The following is a 17596-nucleotide window of genomic DNA, read 5'->3' as shown; positions in this document are numbered from 1 at the left end:
CGAAAGTTCGTTACTTCCGCGGTACCACCTTTATTGATGATTAGATCATCCGGCTTCATGCCCTGTAACAGAAGGCACTGTCCTGCACGTAACAGGCCGCTCAGGGGTAGGTTTCAGAGAAGAGCCGCGGTAAATTCTTTCAGCAGGGTGGAATTTACTCTCTGGGCGCGACTGATATTCTCTTACTGGTCCCGTCATCACGTTTCGTTCAATATTTCTTATAACATACCATGGAAACTTGGCATATGCAAAGGGGTTATGGTCCTGTAAATTACTTGAATAAATTCAGCTTGCCAATCCGCTGGGCAGCTTCGCGTAATCGGTTTTCATCACTTAACAGTCCCGCGCGCACATAGCCTTCGCCATGCGAACCAAAACCAATACCTGGGGCTACGGCTACCTTGGCTTCTCGCAGTAACAAGTCTGCAAATGAAGCGGAGGTATAACCGGCAGGTACAGGCAACCAGCTGAAGAATGAACCTGCGGGTTTCGAAACTTGCCAGCCAATCGAGGAAAGAGCGTCATAAAACGTATTGCGACGCGATTCGTAGCGTGAAACCAGTGAGGCAACACATTCCTGTGAGCCAGTAAGTGCTTCCGTTGCCGCAGCCTGAATTCCACCGAAGAGACTGACATAGATATGATCCTGAAGCAGATTGATTTTAGAGACAATCTCTGCATTACCTAGCGCGAATCCAACACGCCATCCAGCCATATTGTACGTTTTGGATAACGTATAGAACTCAATGCCCACTTCTTTGGCACCAGGGGCTTGTAGGAAACTTACGGGACGATGTCCGTCGAATCCAATTGCACCGTAAGCAAAATCACTGGCTACTACGATTTGATTTTGAATGGCAAATTCAACCGTATCTTCGTAGAACGAAAGGGGTGCCGTTGCTGACGTTGGGTTGTTGGGATAGTTCAAGAACATCAGCTTGGCCTTCTCCCGATCTTCGGCTGTAACAGCTTCATAATCCGGCAGGAATGCGTTGGACTCCAGCAAAGGCATAAATGACATGTTTGCTTTGGCGAGTGCAACACCAGACCAGTAATCCGGGTAGCCCGGATCTGGAACGAGAACGGTGTCCCCGGGGTTAAGCAGGACCTGAGGTAACTGAACCAATCCGGTTTTGCCTCCGAACAGAATGGCTACTTCAGTCTCGGGGTCCAGATCAACGTTGTAATCTTCCTTATAACGTTTGGCGACAGCTTCCTTCAGGAAAGAGTACCCTCTAAAAGGGGAGTATTTGTGATAGAGGGGATTCTCAGCCGACTCTTGCAGTGTTTTCACAATATGAGGTGGTGTAGGTGTATCCGGGTTCCCCTGACCCAGATTGATCACGTCATGTCCACTTGCGATTTCACGATTTACATTTTGAACAAGGGTAGCAAAAAATTGCGTTGGAAGCTGTGTCATCACATCAGAAGTCGGTATCTTAAAAGCTGAACGAGCAGATGTATGGTCTGATTGGGTCATTATTTTCATCACTCCGGTTATTAATAATGGCAAATAGTTCTCATTAATTTATCACGCCAATCCCGAGCTGTATAGAGGGAAATGCACTTGAATATACAGTACATAGGAGCAAAGAGCAGAGTATTGTACAAAACTGAAAGTGCTCATTTAGTTTTGTCCATTGAGCTGAGAGAAGCCATGTTTTATGATAATATCCGATAATGATAATCAATATCATTAATTTCTGGCACAACGCACATGATATAGGGGGAGAAATAGAAATGAAAAAGGGCATTCGAAATACGGGAGTATTATTAACGATCACATGGTTATCCATCCTGCTACTGGCTTGTGGAAATCAGGCTGCAACACCTGCTGCTGGCGCAGATGATTCCAAAGCAGCCACAGAAACGACAGAGATCCAAACTGCAACGGAAGAGACGAACGAGGGCGAGACCCGAATATTCAAAGACTGGACTGGCCATGAAGTTGAGATTCCTGTAAATCCGAAGCGAGTTATCTATCATGGAGAAGTTACAGGGGATCTGCTCGCGCTTGGTGTTGTTCCTGTAGGCATACTTCGTCAAGAGGGAACCGTATTTGATGATCAGGTTGCTCAGGCAGAAGATGTAGGATTTCCGATCAGTGTGGAAAAGGCGTTAGACCTGAATCCCGATCTGATCATTTTTTCCAACAGTGACAAGGCTCAATATGATCAGATCGCAAAGGTTGCACCCACGGTTACATTTGATTCATTTGGTTTAATAGAAGATCGCATGCGTATCCTTGGCGACTTATTGAATAAGAAGCAAGAAGCGGAGGATTGGATTACGGCTCATCAAAAAGCGACGGAAGAGATGTGGACGCAACTTCATGAGAACGGATTAAAAGAAGGGGAGACCGCTTCGGTATTCACCATGTATCCCGGGAATCGTCTGTTTGTCATGGCGGGTGCAGGATTGCCACAGTTGTTATACGGAAAAGACGGGCTGAAGCCAACCGCGGAAATCCAGAAAGTATTGGATGAAGACATGGGATTTGTAGAGATTTCGACTGAAAAATTATCTGAATTTGCCGGTGATCGGATATTTATTCTGGATCCTGTGACCGACGATGCGAAGCAATCCACCAAGGAATTGCTGGATAGTACAATCTGGAAGAACCTGCCTGCGGTGAAAGAAGGAAAAGTATATCGTTTTAATATCGTAAAAGCTTCTAGTGATGCTCTTTCCAGGGAGTGGCTGTTACAGGAGCTGCCAAAACAGATGATTCAATAATGGTGATGAGCCAATAAGGCACCAGTAACACCTTTGAGTAATGCAGTTATAAAAAAGTGAAAGGGGCCTTCAACATTTCGTTGAACGCTCTTTTTTGCTGATTAAACTCATATCTGGATTATTAACAATTGCTCGCTTATAATCAGACCATACAGAATGATTGATAATTATTCTCATTTTAGAAAAACGAGGTGAACCGACATGCAGGCTTTGGATGCCGATGGGGGAGCGTTGTTCTTTTCAGCATTCATGTTTCGGCTGGATCATCTGGTACGTCGAATTGAACTACCTGAACAGGTGATGCTGGAAGTTGCTTGCGAGAAACATGCCTTCCTGATCTGTGAAGAAGGGGATGGGCGTTTATATATTGGGCATGAACAGTTTCCGTTTACTACGGGATGTGTTTATCCGCTTTCTCCGGGAGAGGGGTACCAGATTGAACATCGTAATAACTCGGAATTGAAATATATCATAATGGCTTTTGATGTTATTCATGTGTTGACGGGTGATCCCGAACTCTTTACCCGCGCTGTATTTGAGCACAGAAACCAATTGAATGGTTATCCCTATGCTCCGTTAAGTGGGCTGCTGGAGCAGATGTATGTCATTCGGAATTATAAAACAGATGCCGAATACAGTCATTTGAATGCACAGTTCCAAAAATGGATGGATATGATCATTACCCGATACACTTCTCCAAAGACGGAACAGAGTATGGAAGCAAGACTACACAGCACGATTCAGTATGTGGATGACCATTATGCTGAAGAAATCACTGTACAGAAACTGGCACGACTTGCGGAGATCAGACCTGTACAATATACGACCCTTTTCAGACAACTCACGGGTCACAAGCCGCTCGATTATGTGAATCATGTTCGCATCAAACATGCCAAGGACTGGCTTCGCAAATCAGATGAACCACTTCGGGATATAGCGAGCCGTGTGGGGTTTAAGGATGAGTATTATTTCAGCAGGCGTTTTCGCCAAATGACCGGATTATCTCCTCGTCAATATGACAGATCGATTCAGCAGCAGAGATTGGTACAGGATTGGTTGGGTCATGATGTGAATATTCCAGTAAATCCTGACCGAATTATGTATTACGGAGATTCCGCTGGGGATCTGCTGATGCTGGGTATTCAGTTGCTGGAAGATCGGACATATGACGCGGTCGCTCCGGTTAATGTGGAAGCCGCTGTTATCATGAAGCCGGATTTGATTATTTTTGATAGCAGTAATGAACAACAGTATGAACAACTTTACCGGATTGCACCGACGCTTGCTTACAATTCACATGCCACGTTGGAAGAACGAATGCGCAGATTGGGCAGCTGGTTTGGCAGACAACCGCAGGCTGAACAATGGCTAACCTCCTATGCGGAGCGTACTGAGCAGATGTGGGCGAAGATCCATACTGTAATTGAAGAGGGGGAAACGGCATCCGTATTTACATACCATCGGGGTGCACGATTATTTGTTATGGGCAATATCGGTCTGGCGCCTATGTTATATCATCCAATGGGATTCAGGCCAGTTACCAAAGTGAAGGAAGCACTTGCGGCAGGCAGAGCCTATAAGGAAATTTCGGCTGAAGCGGTACGTCAGTACGCGGGAGATCATGTGTTTGTTATGCTGCCTGAGGAAGTTGTGGCAAGACAGGCTACAGAGATGCTGATGAAAAGTCCCAGTTGGCAGGCCCTTCCGGCTGTGCAGAATGGACGGGTATATCCTGTGGAGGAGTCAACATGGAATGTGGGTGATGCACTCACGAGTGATCGATTGTTGACCCTGCTCCCTGAGTTGTTGTGTGCAAGTTCATAACAAAAACAGGCTTGCAGTCCTCAGGAGGATCAAGCTATGATAGCAGGTATTACGGTTCAGAGGAGTGCTTGTCATGACAGAAAAACAACAGGGAGAAATGCGTGTAGCCCTGATTCAGGGCGATATTCAGCTCGGAGACCCTGAGGCCAATCATAAACATATGCAGACGTTGCTTGAGCGTGCGGTAGAACAATATCCGGATCTGGGGCTGGCTGTGTTACCTGAGATGTGGAATACCGGATACGCTTTGACTCAAATTCATGAACTCGCTGACCCGGAAGGCCAGAAATCTCGGGAATGGCTGTCTGCTTTTGCTCAAAAACATCAAATTTCCATCGTTGGCGGTTCAATTGCCGAGAAACGGGATGGTCAAATATACAATACAATGTACGCTTATGATCGTGAAGGAAAACAGGTAACACGATACGATAAATTACATTTGTTCCGTCTGATGGACGAGGAGAAATATTTACAGCCTGGTGCGGAACCTGAAATTTTTGAATTGCAGAACGGTCTTACAGCGGGTGCTTCGATCTGTTATGACATCCGGTTCCCGGAGCTTGCCCGCACCCTTGCTTTGAATGGTGCCAAGGCATTGATTGTACCGGCCGAATGGCCGAACCCTCGTTTGCACCACTGGCGTACGTTGCTTACCGCACGAGCGATTGAGAATCAGATGTATGTGATCGCATGTAACCGTGTAGGTAAAGGGGGAGAGACCGAATTTTTCGGACATTCCCTCATCATTGATCCTTGGGGTGAGATTGTGGCTGAAGGTGGCGAAGGGGAAGAGATCGTGACCGGAATTATTCGTCCATCTCTGGTAGATGAGGTTCGCGGACGTATTCCCGTATTTGAAGACCGTCGACCTGGCGTTTATTTTGGCGGAAAATAAAAACTGAAATAAAATTCTTCAGAAAAAGTGTTTATTCTTCCAGGACGCGGGTAATGATAACTATCCCGTTACCAAGGAGATGATCAATCAATGGACAACCATGTGAAAGATACGCTCAGGAGACTGGAACAGGATAACACAAGGGAAGATCACTTAAGGGCATTCTTAGAGAATGGAGCAGGAGGGCTATCACCCCCTGATTCAACTGTTCAGGACGAAGGCCGTGTAATGAATCAGCAAAACAGGCTGACAAGCGATCGTAATTTGCGTAAATAAACCGCCAGACATGAAGTTTTCTTATGTACGTTTCTACGTTAACATTATAAATTAGCATTGTAGCTAAACAACTTAACAAGCAACATTGTACTGTAACCAGTTACTGTGATTGCAATGTAAGAACTCTATCCTGCGGATGCGGGAAACGAGTATATAACAAAGGCTTGGCCCATAAGGGTCAAGCCTTTGTTTTGTTTCAGTATGAAATGTACCCATACCCATAGGAGAAATTTTTTAGTCTCCCTTTGACAGTTCGGTCACGGTTTGTTGAAACGTATGGATGAATGCTTCGGCTGCCTTCGACAGCACTCTTCCTTGACGATAAGCCACAACAAGTGTTCTGCTAGGAGTAGGCTCAGCAAGTGGCACATACACAGGCACGAACTCACTGCGCGGCGCACGGGCGATAAAGCGTGGAACCAGTGTAATGCCCATACCAGTGGCGACCAGCGACTGAACGGTTTCAATATTTGTGCTCTCAAACACAACTTGGGGATCAAAACCAGCCTGCTCACAGAGATCAAATGTAAGTTTGCGGAAGCCCTGCCCTTTTTTCAACACAACAAACGGTTCATCCCGAAGCTCTTCAATTCGCACAGGAAGCGGATGTTCCGGATCTGCCCTGCGTGCCAAAGGGTGATTCGGGGGAACTGCCAGATCAATCTTTTCCTCTCCAATGGCAACATAGGCGAGACTTGGCTCTTGTAAAGGAAGAGATAACAGACTGAGATCTGCTTTGCCACTTGCTGTCAATTTCTCAAGCGTAAGCCCGGAGTCTTCCAATAAGGTAACCTCAATCTCGGGATAAGCTTGTTGGAACGCAGGAAGCACGTGTGGGAGCAGGTGTGATCCCGTGATCGGCATGCTGCCTACAACGACTTTACCTTTGCGAAGCTGGGAGATATCGGACATTTCCTGACGCAATAGCTCCACAGCATCTACGATCTTCTGGGCTTGCTCGACAAACGTAACACCCGCATGGGTTAACTCCACGGTACTTGTATTACGCTGAAACAGTAGCACACCCAATTCTTTTTCCAATTTGGATAATTGCTGGCTTAATGAAGGCTGGGCAATATGTAGCTTCTCTGCTGCCCGGGAGAAATTGCGTTCGGCCGCAATTTGCAGCGTATATTGAAGTTGTCTGAATTCCATCGTCATCGGTCATTCCTTTCGTTATGCCACCATTATATCATTACAGATGAAGAAATCATTAATTTCGCTTAACCGCTTGCACTCCATCAGAAGAGTTGCTATACTAATTTTGAAAACGCTTAATAAGAACTACTTACCCGGGTAAAACAAAATCAACGTTTTCATGTGTACCAGTTTCAAGTGTTAGCACAGAACCATTTCAAATGTTCATATTCTTTTTCGTTCATATAATTGAATAACATTCATCCAACGATGGCGTGTTACTGTTCGGCAGGCAAGACCTAGATTGGGTGGGAAGAGTTTCTCTTTTCCTACCCTTTTTAGGTCTTTTTTTGTTCCCATCAAGAAACGGAGGTGCACCATGAATCACAAACAATTAGCCCAATCGATTATGGAGCTGGTCGGTGGCAATGATAATATCAACACGTTAATTCATTGCTCTACCAGGCTCAGACTTACCCTGAAGAATCCGGATATGGCGAAGACCCAAGAAATTAAGAGCCTTGATGGTGTTATTGGCGCAGTGAATAGCGGCGGACAATATCAGGTTATTATCGGTAATGACGTCGCGTACGTCTACAATGAACTTGCCAAGATGATGGATACTCGGCAATCAAACGAAATTCAGGAGAAACAAAAAGCGGATTATAGCCCCAAAGGACTGTTTAATACTTTTGCCAGTGTCATTGCAGGCATTTTCCAACCTATTATCCCAGCCATTGCTGCCTCGGGCATGCTTAAGGCACTTTTGCTACTGGCGACCGTGACCGGCCTGATGTCTAAAGAGAGCCAGACATATACCGTTTTGAGTGTCATGTCTGATGCTGCCTTTTACTTTCTTCCGATTCTACTGGCCTATTCCAGTGCAAATAGATTTAAAACGAACCCCTTTGTTGCCGTTCTGTTTGGTGGAATCATGTTACACCCGAATATGATTGGTCTACTTGGCGGTGAAGATCCGGTGTCCTTTATTGGCATACCTGTTGCATCCGTTCAATATGCGACATCCGTGGTACCGATTATTTTAACGGTCTGGTTCATGTCTTACATTGAAAAGTTCGCGGACAAGATCTCACCAGGACCGGTCAAAATTTTCCTTAAACCTTTGATTGTTATTCTCATTGTTGCTCCAGTTGCCCTGATTGTACTTGGACCTCTGGGGATGTATCTCGGAACGGGAATGTCCAACCTGATCTATTGGATTCAGGATAAGATTGGATGGTTGACCGTTGTTATTATGGCTATACTGATGCCTCTGATTGTCATGTTTGGTATGCATAAAGTATTTTATCCCATTATTTTCGCAGCCTTGGCTTCACCTGGATATGAAACACTGGTGCTGGTCGCGATGCTGGCATCCAATATGGCGCAGGGAGCAGGCGCACTGGCGGTGTCATTCAAAACCAAAGACATCAAGCTGAAACAAGTCGCTTTGTCTGCAGGAATTTCAGGTGTATTCGGTATCACGGAACCTGCTCTGTACGGTGTACATTTAAGGCTCAAGAAAACGCTGTTTGCCTGCATGATCGGCGCCGGAGTCGCTGGGTTGTTCGCAGGTATCGTGAATCTCAAGGCATATGCTGCCGTGGGTCCGGGGATTGCATCTATGCCTATGTTTATCAGTGAAGATCATATGAATATTATCTATGCGATCATTACCATGCTGATCTCTGCCATTGTCGCGTTTGTCGCTGTATATGTCATTGGATTTCAGGATGTTGTTCCAACAGCAGTGTCGATAGCAGGCAGTCCTACAAACAAAGCGAGAGGCGAATCTGAAATCCAGCCATCCAAAGGGATCAAATCGAAAAAGATCGTTTTTGCTCCATTGGAAGGTAAAGTTCTGCCATTAAGAGAGGTGAAGGACGAGGCCTTCTCGCAAGAAGCCATGGGACAAGGTATGGCCATTCAGCCAAGTGTTGGCAAGGTGTTTGCCCCGTTTGATGGTACCGTTGAGACGGTGTTCCGTACCAAACATTCCATCGGTCTGAGATCGGTAGAAGGTGTAGAAATTCTGATTCATGTCGGATTGGATACGGTGAAACTGAAAGGCCAGCATTTTGATGTAAAAGTGAATGAAGGAGAACAGATCTCTCATGGTCAACTCCTGATTGAATTTGATCTTGAAGCTATACAAGCGGCAGGTTATGACACGACGACCCCTGTAATTGTGACCAATTCATCAGATTATCTGGAGATACTGGGCAATGAAACTGCGGCGACAACAGGACCGGGGAAACCATTAATTACGGTGTTATAACTCGCTGAAATATGAATGAAAGGCAGGCAGCCTGATATGGAAGTCATAAAAATACTGAATTCGAGCATTGTTCTTGCCAGACGTGTTGAGGATGACAAGGAAATTATTGTGATGGGAAAGGGCATCGGCTACAGGAGCAAACCGGGAGATGTCGTGGGCGAGGATGAGATCGAGAAGATCTATGTCCTTGAAAATGAAACGATCTCTTCGGATCTCACCGCCCTGATGAAGGAAACGCCAAAAGAATATCTGATTCTGGCTGACGAAATCATCTCCCATGCCAAACATACATTGTCCCGCCATCTGAGTGATCATCTCTATGTCGCATTAACGGATCATCTGTATATGGCCATGAAGCGATTCAAGGACAATATGACGATCCAGAACCGAATGTTGTGGGAAGTGAAAAAGTTCTATCCGCAGGAGTTCAGCATCGGGTTGCATGGTCTGTCTCTCATTCAAAAACAGCTTGGACTCTCCCTGCCTGAAGAGGAAGCGGCGAATATTGCCTTTCATCTCGTTAATGCGCAGCAGAATGATGACAATATGAATCAGGTCATGATGATGACCAATACCGTCAAGGATGTACTCAATATTATCAAAATTCACTATCACGTGGAGCTGGATACACACAGCATCAACTATTCACGCTTTTTGACCCATTTGCAGTTTTTCATTCAACGGCTTTTTGAGCATAAAACATTAAACACACAGGATCATGAGCTCTTTGAGCAGATCGCGAATAAATATCCCCAGGAAGAAGCCTGCGTACTGCTAATCAAGGATTATATTGAAGCTCGGTTTGAACATACGATCTCCAATGAAGAGATGATGTATTTGATTATTCATATCAATCGGGTCATGAGTCGCAATTGAGCAAGAATCAAAGAGTTACAGAGATAATCCAAGGAGGAATACACAATGACCAATACAACAAGAACGTTTCCAGAAGATTTTCTATGGGGAGGAGCGATTGCTGCCAATCAGGCAGAAGGAGCGTGGAATGTGGATGGCAAAGGTCTGTCTACAGCCGACATTGCTATCTATCGAAAAGGTGTAGCCAAGAGTGAGTATAAAAAACATAATGCGATCAATGAAGAACAGATCAAAACTGCGATGGAGTCTACCTCGGACAGAGAATATCCGAAACGCAGAGGCATTGATTTTTACCACCGCTATGAGGAGGATCTGGCCCTGTTTGGGGAGATGGGTCTCAAAACGTTGCGCTTATCTATTGCTTGGACCCGAATTTTCCCGAATGGCAACGAAACAGAGCCGAATGAAGCCGGTTTGCAGTTCTATGACCGCGTTATTGATGGCATGCTGAAACAAGGGATTGAACCATTAATTACGTTGTCGCATTATGAGATGCCGATGTATCTGGTGAATCACCATGGTGGATGGACGGATCGGAAAGTTGTCGAGTATTTTGTTCACTTTTGTAAAACCGTGTTCACCCGTTATAAGGACAAAGTGAAGTATTGGATTACATTTAATGAAATTGACAGCATTGTTCGTCATCCGTTTACGAGTGGTGGTATTGTGCCGGAGCGTTTCGAAAATGTGGAGCAGGCTGTATATCAGGGGTTACACCATCAATTTGTAGCGAGTGCGCTCGCAGTGAAATACTGTCATGAGATCATTCCCGGTTCCCAGATTGGATGTATGCTTACCAAACTGACAACGTACGCTCATACATGTAATCCCGAAGACGTACTTGTTGCTTCCCGGGATAATCAATTCAATCTTATGTTTACGGACGTACAGGTGCGTGGAGCGTATCCGTACTTTACGAAGAGATTTTTTTCCGAAAAAGGGATTAACCTGGATATGCTTGAGGGGGATGAAGAGATTCTGAAAGTACACACTGTGGACTTTATCTCATTCAGTTATTATATGTCCCTGGTATCAAGTTTGGATGGCGACCGATTGGAGCAGGTGAGTGGCAATACAACTGGAGGGGTGAAGAACCCGTATCTGCAAACGAATGATTGGGGCTGGCAGATTGACCCGGTAGGTCTGCGCATCTCACTGAATGAACTGTATAGTCGTTACGAGGTGCCTTTGTTTATCGTTGAAAATGGAATTGGGGCGGTAGACACGATTGAAGCGGATGGTAGCATTCAGGATGATTATCGTATTGATTACTTCCGCTCTCACATTGAACAGATGCATGAGGCGATTCTGGACGGTGTTGAACTGCTCGGCTATACCAGTTGGGGAGTAATTGATCTGATTAGTTATTCTTCTTCAGAGATGGAGAAACGATATGGCTTTATTTATGTAGATCAGGATAATGACGGCAATGGAACACTGGAGAGAAAACGAAAGAAGAGTTTCTATTGGTACAAAGATGTGATTGCAAAAAACGGTTTGTAATAGAGTAGTCGGACAAGCACTCTCATAGAAGGCGTCTTTTCTTTTCATTTCATAACAGAAACTAGCAAAGCAGCTCTGGATTCAGGGCTGTTTTTTATGTTTTAGATAAAAAGCATTGACAGCGCAGAGGCGGGAACGTAGTATAAGACTTATCTGATAATGATAATTGTTATCAATTGAAACCTCTGCGATGAGCAGTGGTTTATTTGTCTTTCTCTCATTATAGGTTAAACCTATTACATCTATAGATATTATATCTTGGAACAATGAAGGACAGGGTGATATATTTATGTCATTCAAGAGCTTCACTTTTTAAAGAAAACAGAGGCTCTTCCAAGGACCGAACTTATAATGAGGTGAAAATGATGAGTAAAAAAACGATGTTTGAGAAAATTTGGGAAAATCACGTAATTCATCAAGAAGAAGGCAAACCAAGCATTCTGTATATCGATCTGCATCTGGTGCACGAAGTAACTTCTCCACAGGCATTTGAAGGTCTTCGTCTCAGCGGACGTAAAGTTCGTCGCCCTGAACTGACATTTGCAACAATGGACCACAACGTTCCAACGAAAGACCGTTTCAACATTACAGATCCTATCTCCAAACAACAAATTGATACACTTTCGCAAAACTGCCGTGATTTCGGCGTGAAATTGTATGATCTGGACACGATTGATCAAGGCGTTGTACACGTTATGGGACCTGAACTGGGTCTGACTCACCCGGGTAAAACGATTGTATGTGGTGACAGTCACACGTCCACACACGGTGCGTTTGGCGCACTGGCATTCGGAATCGGAACAAGTGAAGTTGAGCATGTTATGGCAACTCAATGTTTGCAACAAGCAAAAGCCAAAACGATGGAAGTTCGTTTTGTCGGCAAACGTAACCCGGGTGTAACCGCGAAAGATATGATCCTCGCAGTCATCGCCAAATACGGTACAGACTTTGCAACAGGTTATGTTATTGAGTACACAGGCGAATCCATCCGTGAGTTGAGCATGGAAGAGCGTATGACGGTCTGCAACATGTCCATCGAAGGTGGAGCAAGAGCAGGATTGATCGCTCCGGATGAAACAACATTTGAATATCTGCGTGGACGTGAATACGTACCAGCGGATGCCAAATTCGACGAAGCTGTAGCAGGTTGGAAACAGCTTGTAACCGATGAAGGTGCCGAGTTCGACCATATGGTTGAAATCGATGTGGAGACATTGATTCCGCAAGTAACTTGGGGAACAAGCCCTGGCATGGGAACCGACATTTCTTCGAAAGTTCCTGTTCCGGCTGAACTGCCTACAGAAAACGAACGTAAAGCGGCTGAAAAAGCGCTTGAATATATGGGACTTGAACCGGGAACACCAATCGCCGAGATTCCAATTGATTATGTATTTATCGGTTCTTGCACCAATGGACGGATCGAAGATCTGCGTGCAGCAGCACAAGTGGCTAAAGGTCACACGGTATCCAGTCAGGTTACAGCAATTGTTGTACCAGGCTCAGGACGTGTTAAAATTCAGGCTGAACAAGAAGGTTTGGATAAAATCTTTACGGAAGCTGGATTTGAATGGCGTGATGCGGGATGCAGTATGTGTCTGGCAATGAACCCGGATGTATTGAAGCCAGGTCAACGTTGTGCTTCGACGTCCAACCGTAACTTTGAAGGACGCCAAGGACGCGGAGGACGTACGCATCTGGTATCTCCGGCAATGGCAGCAGCAGCAGCGGTTAAGGGCCACTTTGTGGACGTACGGGACTGGAATTTCAAAACAGAAGCAGCGATCTAATCTATAACAGACAGAAGGGAGAACGTTTAATATGGAAGAATTCAAAACATTACAAGGCATCGTTGCACCGGTAGACCGGGTCAATGTAGATACAGACGCAATCATTCCAAAACAGTTTCTGAAACGGATTGAACGTACCGGATTTGGACAATTTTTGTTCTATGAATGGCGTTTTGATGAAGAGGGCAACAATAATGCTTCCTTCGAAATGAACAAACCTCGTTATGAAGGGGCATCCATCCTGATCTCACGTGCCAACTTTGGCTGTGGATCATCCCGTGAGCATGCACCATGGGCGATTTTGGACTATGGATTCCGTTGTGTCATCGCTCCATCTTATGCAGACATCTTCTATAATAACTGCTTTAAGAACGGAATCTTGCCAATCAAGTTGTCAGAAGAGCAAGTTGAAGACTTGTTCCAACGTACAGCGACACATGAAGGCTATGAGATGAATGTAAATCTGGAAAACAAAACGATTACTGATGCATACGGACTGCATATCGATTTTGATCTGGATGAGCACCGTCGTCAATTCCTGTTGCAAGGATTGGATGATATCGGTCTGACTCTTCAACATGATGATGAAATCGCTGCTTATGAACAACGCCACGCGGCAAAACTGTTCGGTTAATCGTTAAAGTATCGCATAGCAAAAAGCTTCTGCCTCGCCCAAGGGACCTTGTTCCCATCGGTGAGACAGAAGCTTTTTGTAGTTTCAGAAGTAAATTAGCTTAATAAGTCAGCTATACATAGAACTCCTGATTTTTCTTGACCGAATACTTCAACAGATACAATAACAGCTGACTAAATAGAGAACCTAAAAATCGATTATTGAGGTAACTCCAAAGGGTCGTTTTTTGTATTTTGAAAATAGACATAGATATAACAAGCCAAATGCACGAAATTCACAAGTGACCATACCATAAGCCATATGATTGGAGTTGATAGGGTAGTCCAGATGCCAAACCAAGGCAGCACACGTCCTCCGCCGATAAACGTAACCAGGTGGGACAGAGATAAGAGAATTAGAACTGGGATCAGTCTTCCGACCGTGATCAGAATCAATTTTCTGATCGTTAGGCGTTGGTTGCTCCGAAGTATGCGAGAATAGCCGTAGATGCCCCATGCAAGCGTAGCGATGATCAGCGCAATCATGATCATTTCCATATTCCGACCGTTTACAAAAGAGGTTTGGGGTTCCTGCCCCCTCATAATATCCGCTATTCCATCAATAGATGCCGAGTAATTCACATAAGCGTTTATACCAGAATTAAACATTACGGCAATGCCCATTTGCTCGTTCAAATAAACCTGTTCTTCGGACTTGTAGGTCCAGAAAATGCCGCTGTGGGAGATCGTTTGGCCGTTAGACGCATCTTGGTTTGCAAGCCAGCCCATGCCGTACGGACCGATCGCTCCTGAGGCATGATATTGTTTCATCAGCACAGGGGAAACGAGGCGGCCATTATATTGGGAAAGCATCCATAGGGACATGTCCTCTGCGGTTGAAACGATGCCGGCGGGGCCCTCAATGAACCAAAGCGTTTCGGATTGACTTATAGCGCGTCCCAAGCTCAGGTAATGTCCTAGCGGGATAGTATTATTCTCATAGAATTGCTGCGTTGTATTGACACTGAAGGTATGATTCATTCCTAACGGTTCAAAAATATGTTTTTTCAGATAATCCGAAAAGCGCTCTCCGCTAACACTTTCCACGAGGTTCGCCAGCAGCACGTAATTGGGATTATGATAGCTGTAGGCTGTTCCGGGGATATGGGCAAGTTGAACCATGTTTAATAATTGGTTCGCTTCAGCCAGTGATTGGAATTGCGGAGTCTTTGTCATATCGGGATTAATCTTGTCATTGAGACCACTTGTCTGATTCAGTAAATGACGGACCGTGATATCAAGAACGTGGGGGTCCTGTGGAGAAAGCTCTGGAAAATAGGAAGCGTAAGTCGCATCCAAGTCGATCTGACTCTTGTCCACTAGCTGCAGAACAGCCAATGCAGTAAAGGACTTGCTAAGTGAAGCAATGGGAAAAGGGGTGTTGCCCGTAACCTTCTGGCCGTCCGCCAATGTCCCGTAGCCTTTTGCGTAAAAGACCTCATCGTTATTGGCAATCGCCAGTGAAGCAGCCTTAATGTAATTGGCCTTCATGCTCCGATTCATATATTCGTCGATCTCCTGCAGCACTTCTGTCCTGTCTCTGGCTTCATTGGCGGATAAGGGGGACGCCCACGCGGTACATAACAACAAGCAGCTAAATGTGATATACATTCTTTTTTTCAGTTTTAGCATGATAACACTCCTTGAATTCAAGATAAGGAGATGTTATCAGATCATTTTCAACTATTTATCAACTCGGGTCCCAATACTTGCCGTGACGCTTCCACCTCCGTTAGGACCGTTTGCAATCCGAAGACTACCTTCATGTTTTTCGCAAAATACCTTGCAAACGTAAAGGCCCAGCCCGCGATGTTCGCTTGCATCCCATACTTCTCCTCGGTAAAAAGGGAGCATAGCCTTACTCAGGGCTTCCTCAGAGAAACCAGAACCGTCCTCTGAGACGGTAATCTTCATAATGCCTCCCTGAACGTCATAGTGAACGTTCACTTGACTGGCTGCGTATCTCGCCCCATTAGCCACTATATTCTCGAAAATCTGCATGACGAGATAGGGATCTACATTTACTGAGGCATTATCATATTCCACGGATGAGACGAAACGAATACCGAACTGTTTCGCGATTTGTTCAGCGCTGCCATCCAGCAAAGCCGTCAATGAGATCGTATCCATCGATTGGAAGTTCAACGGCACATCCTCCAGCCTCTGAATGGAGTTCATGGCCTCTGCATAACTCTCCAGACGCAAGATGTGAAGGTTCATAGTATGGATCAAGTCCAGCACCTTTTCTTCCGACAACTTCTTCTCAGGAAGATAGGTGGAGAGAAGCTCGGCGTTTCCTTTTAACACGGACAGGGGTGTTCTCAGATCATGGGCAAAAATAGCATTGATCTGCTTGCGCTCTTCAACCGAACGCCAAAGTGTCTTAAGGTTTTTTTCCAATTGTGAGCGCATGTTTTCAAATAGCGCGATCAGCTCGCCCATCTCATCCTGGCTGTCATAGGAAATGCTGAAGTCTAGATCGTTGGCCGAAATGTTCTTGGATGCTCGTTTTAATAGCTCCAGCGGACGTTTTAGCTTCCATCTGTAAAATAGAACGGCCATGGTGACAATACCAGTCGCTACGGTGAGCAGAACCGCCGTGACGAGGGAGGGCATCACCCAATCCGTTTCTCCGAAACGCAGCCGCAGGTTCTCCGCCCAAGCAAACTCCAAAGTTATAACGGCAAGCACGGCAATGAGTGTGACCACACACAACAGCATAAAAGATTGTAGCAAGGACAATCGCTTTAAAAACAGGAGTCTAGTCATGAACTTGGCCATTTGTACCCTACTCCCCAAACGGTCTCGATTTGATTATCACAGCCGTATTCCTTTAATTTGTAGCGAATTCGCCGGATATGCTCTGCGATGACGTTACTGTCACCTTGCTCGTCCATGCCCCAAATCTTTTCGTATATGCGTTCCTTTCCAAACACCATATCAGGATGCGTGGACAGCAATTCGACAATATCAAACTCTTTTTTGGGCAGTGAAATTCGCTTATCCAGGTAGTAAAGCTCCCTGGCCGTATAATCAATGACCAATTCATTGTTAAACCTTACCGAAGATTTAGTTTGGATTCGTTGTTCCCTGCGTATATGTGCTTCGACCCTGGCGCCCAACTCGCGAATGCTGAAAGGTTTCAGGATATAGTCATCGCCTCCGGCACGAAATCCTGCTATTTTATCAGCATCTTCGATTCGAGCCGTTAAGAATAAGATCGGGCAAGAGACAAAGTCGCGAATTTTTTCACATAATTGAAGGCCGTTCTGTTCAGGCATGTTGATATCTAACAAAACAAGATCGGGTTGTTTTTCCACTTTCCGCAGCGCTTCCCGGCTGTCCTTGGCTGTCATCACGGAATAACCGTTAATTTCAAAATAATCAGTCAGTAGCTTTCGAAGATCTGCTTCATCGTCCACGATCAGTATTTTAGGCATCAAGGCTCAGTCTCCTGTATTCAAGTATTTGAACTCAGCATAGCAAAAATGGATGAGAAATGTAATTTCCATATGATTTTGGGAACTGGACGAATGGAGAAAGTAACCTTTTTGCCACTCAGTTTCCGACTAAATATGACAACGTTGTAACCGGATGATCAGACAATATCTG

At 45.2% G+C, this 17596-nt stretch carries 13 protein-coding genes and 1 other annotated feature (1 of these 14 only partly in view); of the genes, 8 read left to right on the top strand and 5 right to left on the bottom strand.

All coding sequences use genetic code 11. The features are described from left to right. Window positions 1-207, bottom strand: a binding site (T-box leader); it reaches 8 nt to the left of the window's first position. 64 nt (window positions 208-271) lie between these two features. Next, entirely contained in the window at window positions 272-1480 is a 1209-nt protein-coding gene (locus NSQ20_RS19945; RefSeq protein WP_340030716.1) for a pyridoxal phosphate-dependent aminotransferase, read from the bottom strand. A 260-nt stretch (window positions 1481-1740) separates the two neighbouring features. On the opposite strand from NSQ20_RS19945, the gene NSQ20_RS19940 reads away from it, so the two are divergent. The 3 genes from NSQ20_RS19940 (at window position 1741) to NSQ20_RS19930 (ending at window position 5455) form a co-directional block, all read left to right on the top strand. Further along, window positions 1741-2736: an ABC transporter substrate-binding protein gene (locus NSQ20_RS19940; RefSeq protein WP_340030714.1), complete on the top strand. Its 996-nt coding sequence runs from the start codon at window positions 1741-1743 to the stop codon at window positions 2734-2736. A 201-nt stretch (window positions 2737-2937) separates the two neighbouring features. Then, on the top strand, window positions 2938-4560 hold the full coding sequence (locus NSQ20_RS19935) for an AraC family transcriptional regulator (RefSeq protein WP_340030712.1): 1623 nt from the start codon (window positions 2938-2940) through the stop codon (window positions 4558-4560). 73 nt (window positions 4561-4633) lie between these two features. Next, window positions 4634-5455, top strand: a complete 822-nt coding sequence (locus NSQ20_RS19930; RefSeq protein WP_340029078.1) for a carbon-nitrogen family hydrolase — start codon at window positions 4634-4636, stop codon at window positions 5453-5455. A 510-nt stretch (window positions 5456-5965) separates the two neighbouring features. On the opposite strand, the gene NSQ20_RS19925 is transcribed toward NSQ20_RS19930, so the two are convergent. After that, a complete protein-coding gene (locus NSQ20_RS19925) occupies window positions 5966-6886 on the bottom strand; it encodes a LysR family transcriptional regulator (RefSeq protein WP_076318119.1) in 921 nt (306 codons plus the stop codon). 361 nt (window positions 6887-7247) lie between these two features. On the opposite strand from NSQ20_RS19925, the gene NSQ20_RS19920 reads away from it, so the two are divergent. From NSQ20_RS19920 to leuD, 5 genes are all read left to right on the top strand, one after another. Further along, on the top strand, window positions 7248-9146 hold the full coding sequence (locus tag NSQ20_RS19920; RefSeq protein ID WP_340030710.1) for a beta-glucoside-specific PTS transporter subunit IIABC: 1899 nt from the start codon (window positions 7248-7250) through the stop codon (window positions 9144-9146). A 36-nt stretch (window positions 9147-9182) separates the two neighbouring features. Next, window positions 9183-10022, top strand: a complete 840-nt coding sequence (locus NSQ20_RS19915; protein ID WP_074095604.1) for a PRD domain-containing protein — start codon at window positions 9183-9185, stop codon at window positions 10020-10022. A gap of 45 nt (window positions 10023-10067) precedes the next feature. Next, entirely contained in the window at window positions 10068-11525 is a 1458-nt protein-coding gene (locus NSQ20_RS19910; protein ID WP_340030708.1) for a glycoside hydrolase family 1 protein, read from the top strand. A gap of 365 nt (window positions 11526-11890) precedes the next feature. Beyond that, window positions 11891-13312 carry a 3-isopropylmalate dehydratase large subunit gene (leuC, locus tag NSQ20_RS19905; RefSeq protein ID WP_074095602.1) on the top strand — a complete coding sequence of 474 codons (1422 nt, stop codon included), beginning with the start codon at window positions 11891-11893 and terminating at the stop codon, window positions 13310-13312. 31 nt (window positions 13313-13343) lie between these two features. Further along, window positions 13344-13946: a 3-isopropylmalate dehydratase small subunit gene (gene leuD / locus NSQ20_RS19900; RefSeq protein WP_036607574.1), complete on the top strand. Its 603-nt coding sequence runs from the start codon at window positions 13344-13346 to the stop codon at window positions 13944-13946. Between the two features lie 197 nt (window positions 13947-14143). Here the strand turns inward: leuD and NSQ20_RS19895 are convergent, their stop codons facing one another. Genes NSQ20_RS19895 through NSQ20_RS19885 form a run of 3 tightly spaced genes read right to left on the bottom strand, consistent with a single transcriptional unit; the run spans window position 14144 to window position 17424 of the window. Beyond that, complete coding sequence (locus NSQ20_RS19895; protein ID WP_340030705.1) at window positions 14144-15616, bottom strand: serine hydrolase domain-containing protein; 1473 nt, start codon at window positions 15614-15616, stop codon at window positions 14144-14146. 51 nt (window positions 15617-15667) lie between these two features. Next, the gene (locus NSQ20_RS19890) at window positions 15668-16765 is read right to left on the bottom strand and encodes a HAMP domain-containing sensor histidine kinase (RefSeq protein WP_340030704.1); all 1098 of its coding nucleotides are present in this window, start codon (window positions 16763-16765) and stop codon (window positions 15668-15670) included. Then, entirely contained in the window at window positions 16750-17424 is a 675-nt protein-coding gene (locus NSQ20_RS19885; RefSeq protein ID WP_036607568.1) for a response regulator transcription factor, read from the bottom strand. The genes NSQ20_RS19890 and NSQ20_RS19885 overlap by 16 nt, the downstream gene beginning before the upstream one ends. Window positions 17425-17596 lie beyond the last annotated feature (172 nt).

Source organism: Paenibacillus sp. FSL K6-1122, from assembly GCF_037977015.1.
Classification (GTDB): Bacteria; Bacillota; Bacilli; order Paenibacillales; family Paenibacillaceae; genus Paenibacillus; species Paenibacillus amylolyticus.
This window is presented reverse-complemented; position numbering and strand designations above follow the sequence as displayed.

What these genes read in the sequence shown, in the direction of transcription:
- NSQ20_RS19945 (WP_340030716.1), bottom strand. Translation starts at nt 1,480, where the DNA reads ATGACCCAATCAGACCATACATCTGCTCGTTCAGCTTTTAAGATACCG.
- NSQ20_RS19940 (WP_340030714.1), top strand. Translation starts at nt 1,741, where the DNA reads ATGAAAAAGGGCATTCGAAATACGGGAGTATTATTAACGATCACATGG.
- NSQ20_RS19935 (WP_340030712.1), top strand. Translation starts at nt 2,938, where the DNA reads ATGCAGGCTTTGGATGCCGATGGGGGAGCGTTGTTCTTTTCAGCATTC.
- NSQ20_RS19930 (WP_340029078.1), top strand. Translation starts at nt 4,634, where the DNA reads ATGACAGAAAAACAACAGGGAGAAATGCGTGTAGCCCTGATTCAGGGC.
- NSQ20_RS19925 (WP_076318119.1), bottom strand. Translation starts at nt 6,886, where the DNA reads ATGGAATTCAGACAACTTCAATATACGCTGCAAATTGCGGCCGAACGC.
- NSQ20_RS19920 (WP_340030710.1), top strand. Translation starts at nt 7,248, where the DNA reads ATGAATCACAAACAATTAGCCCAATCGATTATGGAGCTGGTCGGTGGC.
- NSQ20_RS19915 (WP_074095604.1), top strand. Translation starts at nt 9,183, where the DNA reads ATGGAAGTCATAAAAATACTGAATTCGAGCATTGTTCTTGCCAGACGT.
- NSQ20_RS19910 (WP_340030708.1), top strand. Translation starts at nt 10,068, where the DNA reads ATGACCAATACAACAAGAACGTTTCCAGAAGATTTTCTATGGGGAGGA.
- leuC (WP_074095602.1), top strand. Translation starts at nt 11,891, where the DNA reads ATGAGTAAAAAAACGATGTTTGAGAAAATTTGGGAAAATCACGTAATT.
- leuD (WP_036607574.1), top strand. Translation starts at nt 13,344, where the DNA reads ATGGAAGAATTCAAAACATTACAAGGCATCGTTGCACCGGTAGACCGG.
- NSQ20_RS19895 (WP_340030705.1), bottom strand. Translation starts at nt 15,616, where the DNA reads ATGCTAAAACTGAAAAAAAGAATGTATATCACATTTAGCTGCTTGTTG.
- NSQ20_RS19890 (WP_340030704.1), bottom strand. Translation starts at nt 16,765, where the DNA reads ATGGCCAAGTTCATGACTAGACTCCTGTTTTTAAAGCGATTGTCCTTG.
- NSQ20_RS19885 (WP_036607568.1), bottom strand. Translation starts at nt 17,424, where the DNA reads ATGCCTAAAATACTGATCGTGGACGATGAAGCAGATCTTCGAAAGCTA.